This is a genomic window from Mesorhizobium sp. M7A.F.Ca.CA.002.05.1.1, assembly GCF_003998335.1.
Classification (GTDB): domain Bacteria; phylum Pseudomonadota; class Alphaproteobacteria; order Rhizobiales; family Rhizobiaceae; genus Mesorhizobium.
Genome location: NZ_RZQI01000866.1, coordinates 1 through 2,477, shown reverse-complemented (window position 1 = coordinate 2,477; position 2,477 = coordinate 1). Strand labels below are relative to the sequence as shown.

Genomic DNA, 2,477 nt, shown 5'->3' with positions numbered 1-2,477 from the left:
GTTGTGCCCAACGCTTTCGATGTCATCGATCCCTCGAATGAGGACGCCTTTGCGCAGATTTCGCTCGGCTCCAAGGCCGATGTCGACAAAGCGGTGGCCGCCGCCAAGCGCGCCTTCAACAGCTTTGGTTTCACCGAGGTTGGCGAGCGGCTCGACCTGTTGAACCGCATCATCGCGGTCTACAAGAAGCGCAGTGGCGATCTTGCCGTCGCTGTGTCACGCGAGATGGGCGCGCCGCGCCAGATGGCGTTGGACAGCCAGGTCGGCATCGGTCTTGCGCATCTGCAGAAGATGGCCGACGTGCTGAAGACTTTCGAATTCCGCCACGTCAAGGGCAACCATCTGGTGGTCAAGGAGCCGATCGGCGTCGTCGGGCTGATCACGCCGTGGAACTGGCCGCTCAACCAGATCACCTGCAAGGTCGGCCCGGCGCTTGCCGCCGGCTGCACGATGGTGCTGAAGCCCTCCGAGATCGCGCCGCTCGACGCCATCATCTTCGCCGAAATCCTCGACGAGGCCGGCGTGCCGAAGGGTGTCTTCAACCTCGTCAATGGCGACGGACCGGGCGTCGGCCAGGCGCTGTCCAGCCACCCCGACATCGACATGATGTCGTTCACCGGTTCAACCCGTGCCGGCATCCTGGTGGCCAAGGCCGCCGCCGACACGGTCAAGCGCGTGCATCAGGAGCTTGGCGGCAAGTCGGCCAACATCCTGTTCGGGGATGTCGACCTCGCAAGCGCCGTCAGCAAGGGCGTCGCCGGCTGCTTCAGCAACAGCGGCCAGTCCTGCAACGCGCCGACGCGCATGTTCGTGCCGCGCGACCGCCATGACGAGGCGGCCGGCTATGCCAAGGCCGCGGCGGAAAAGTTCACCGTCGGCCCCGCCGACGCTGCCGGCACCAAGCTTGGCCCGGTCGTCAGCCAGATCCAGTTCGACAAGATCCAGGACCTGATCCAGGCCGGCATCGATGAAGGTGCGACGCTGGTCGCCGGCGGCCCCGGCCGTCCGGCCGAACTCAACCGCGGCTATTACGTCAGGCCGACGGTGTTCGCCGACGTCACCCACGACATGCGCATCGCGCGCGAGGAGATCTTTGGGCCGGTGCTGGCGATCATGCCCTACGACAGCGTCGACGAGGTGGTCGAGACCGCCAACGACACCGTCTATGGCCTCGCCTCCTACATCCAGGCCAAGGACATGAAGAAGGCGCGCGAAGTGGCGGCGCGCATGCGCACCGGCAATGTCTACATCAACTATCCCCAGTGGGACGCCGGCCTGCCGTTCGGCGGCTACAAGCAGTCGGGCAATGGCCGCGAATATGCCGAATACGGGCTCGAGGATTTTTTGGAGATCAAGGGCATCGCGGGGTATGAGGCGGCGGAGTAAAATTGGTCAGGGCGCGCCACGATATGTGGCGCGCTGTCCGTCCGGTATCGCCGAGGTCAGCGCCGGCCCTCATTGCCCTGCCGGGCATTTCTCCCCGTATAGTGACGGGGAGAAAGACGCCGTCATGGACGGTTTCGCCAATCTCCAATGTTGCAGAATAGGCGCCAGCGATGCGGCCAGCTACCTTCTCCCCGTCACTATCCGGGGAGAAGGTGCCGGCAGGCGGATGAGGGGCGGCGCCGACTTTGGCGATTGGTGGCCTTCACAAGACGGAAGCCGTCATTGGCCTGAAAGCGATGGCCCTGCCTTGCTGATCTCCTTGCCAATTGGCAAATTCATGCTATATATCTGCCAATAGCGAGGCAACAAAATGCAGCTTCAGTCCATTGTCACGACACCGGCCACGGTTGGCAGCGTCATATCGGATGACGAGGCCGGCGCGCTGGCGCGCACCACGGTTAATCTGTTCAAGGCCTGGAACCTCACTGACCTGGAGGCCTGCATCCTGCTCGGCGGCATGTCGGCCCGGACCTGGGCGCGTTGGAAGACTGGGGCGAAAGAAGGCGGCGTCGGCAGGATCGACCGCGACCTGCGCACCCGCATGGCGCATCTGATGGGCATCCATAAGGGCCTGCGCTATCTGTTCACGGAGCCGGCACGCGGCTACGCCTGGATCCGCAAGCCCAATGCCACCTTCGGCGGCCAGTCGGCCCTCGACCTGATGCTGCGCGGCGAAATCTCCGATCTCTCGGCGATGCGCGAATGGCTCGATGCGGAGCGTGGCGCATGGTGAGTGGACTTGCGGTCAGGCGCCGCGTTGACTGGCCCCAGACCTTCCGCATCATCCGCTCCATCCATCCGCCCATCGACCTGTTCGAGGACATTGCCGACCCGCGCGACTGGGAGGCGCTGGCCTCGGTCGAGGCGAAGACCAACCCGCGCATAAGGTTCGAGATCGGCGACCTCGGCAAGGTGTCGGCCGCAAGGCGGGTTTCCGGCCCCGGCGCCAGCTTCGTGATGGCGCCCTTCGTGCACTGCTCGACGCTGAGGCCAGGCCGCTTCTCGGATGGCAGCTACGGCATCTACTATGC

Annotated in this window: 2 protein-coding genes and 1 pseudogene; all 3 read left to right on the top strand. The window is 64.6% G+C overall.

Translation table 11 applies throughout. The features are described 5' to 3' along the window. On the top strand, positions 1 to 1,386 hold a 1,386-nt coding region (locus EN939_RS29710), incomplete at its 5' end, for an aldehyde dehydrogenase family protein (protein ID WP_164751334.1). A 370-nt stretch (positions 1,387 to 1,756) separates the two neighbouring features. Further along, positions 1,757 to 2,179: an MbcA/ParS/Xre antitoxin family protein gene (locus EN939_RS29700; RefSeq protein WP_127271235.1), complete on the top strand. Its 423-nt coding sequence runs from the start codon at positions 1,757 to 1,759 to the stop codon at positions 2,177 to 2,179. Continuing rightward, positions 2,173 to 2,477, top strand: a pseudogene (locus EN939_RS29695) (RES domain-containing protein); the annotation flags it as partial. The gene EN939_RS29700 and the pseudogene EN939_RS29695, both read left to right, overlap by 7 nt.